Origin of the sequence: Kamptonema sp. PCC 6506, from assembly GCF_000180455.1 — a bacterium.
GTDB lineage: Bacteria > Cyanobacteriota > Cyanobacteriia > Cyanobacteriales > Microcoleaceae > Kamptonema > Kamptonema formosum.
In genome coordinates, this window is the sequence record NZ_CACA01000190.1 from 1 (window position 1) to 837 (window position 837).

The following is an 837-nucleotide window of genomic DNA, read 5'->3' on the forward strand; positions in this document are numbered from 1 at the left end:
GAAAGAGTGCGGGAAGTGGCTTTGGGAGCATTTGCTTACCAAGATTTGCCTTTTGAGAAGTTGGTAGAAGCACTGCAACCAGAGCGGAATTTAGGTCAAAACCAACTCTTCCAGGTTGCTTTTGTTCTGCAACCGCCGATGTCAGGCTTTGATACGATGCTGAATTGGAATCAGTTGGACATTGATACCGAAACGGCAAAGTTTGATTTGACCCTGGAATTACAGGAGACATCGGAGGGCATAGTCGGTCGTTTTGAGTACAGCACAGATTTGTTTAATGCTGAGACCATCGAGCGGATGGTAGGTCATTTTCAGACTTTACTCGAAGGTATCGTTACTAACCCAGAGCAGAAAATTGCACAATTGCCTCTGTTAACTGAGTGGGAACGACAGCAGTTAGCAGCGTGGAACCATACGGAAACTGATTACCCTAAAGATGCTTGTATACATCAGTTGTTTGAAGAGCAGGTAGAGAAATCTCCTGATGCGATCGCATTAGTCTTTGAAGAGCAGCAACTAACCTATAAAGAACTGAATCAACGAGCGAATCAGCTAGCACACCACTTGCGGAATTTGGGTGTGGGGCCAGAGGTATTGGTAGGTATCTGTGTAGAGCGTTCCCTGGAAATGATAGTGGGACTGCTGGGCATTCTCAAAGCTGGCGGGGCTTATGTACCGTTAGACCCAGCTTATCCCCCAGAGCGTTTGGCTTTCATGCTAGAAGATGCCTCTGTACCAATTCTGTTGACTCAGGCGCGGTTGATAAAATCTCTTCCCAAACATCAAGGGCGTACCGTTTGTCTGGACACTGACTGGGAAATCATTGAGGGACAGAGC

General features: G+C 46.8%; 1 protein-coding gene. It reads left to right on the forward strand.

From position 1 onward, the window contains the following. On the forward strand, positions 1-837 hold an 837-nt coding region (locus tag OSCI_RS10190; protein WP_039962065.1), incomplete at both ends, for an AMP-binding protein.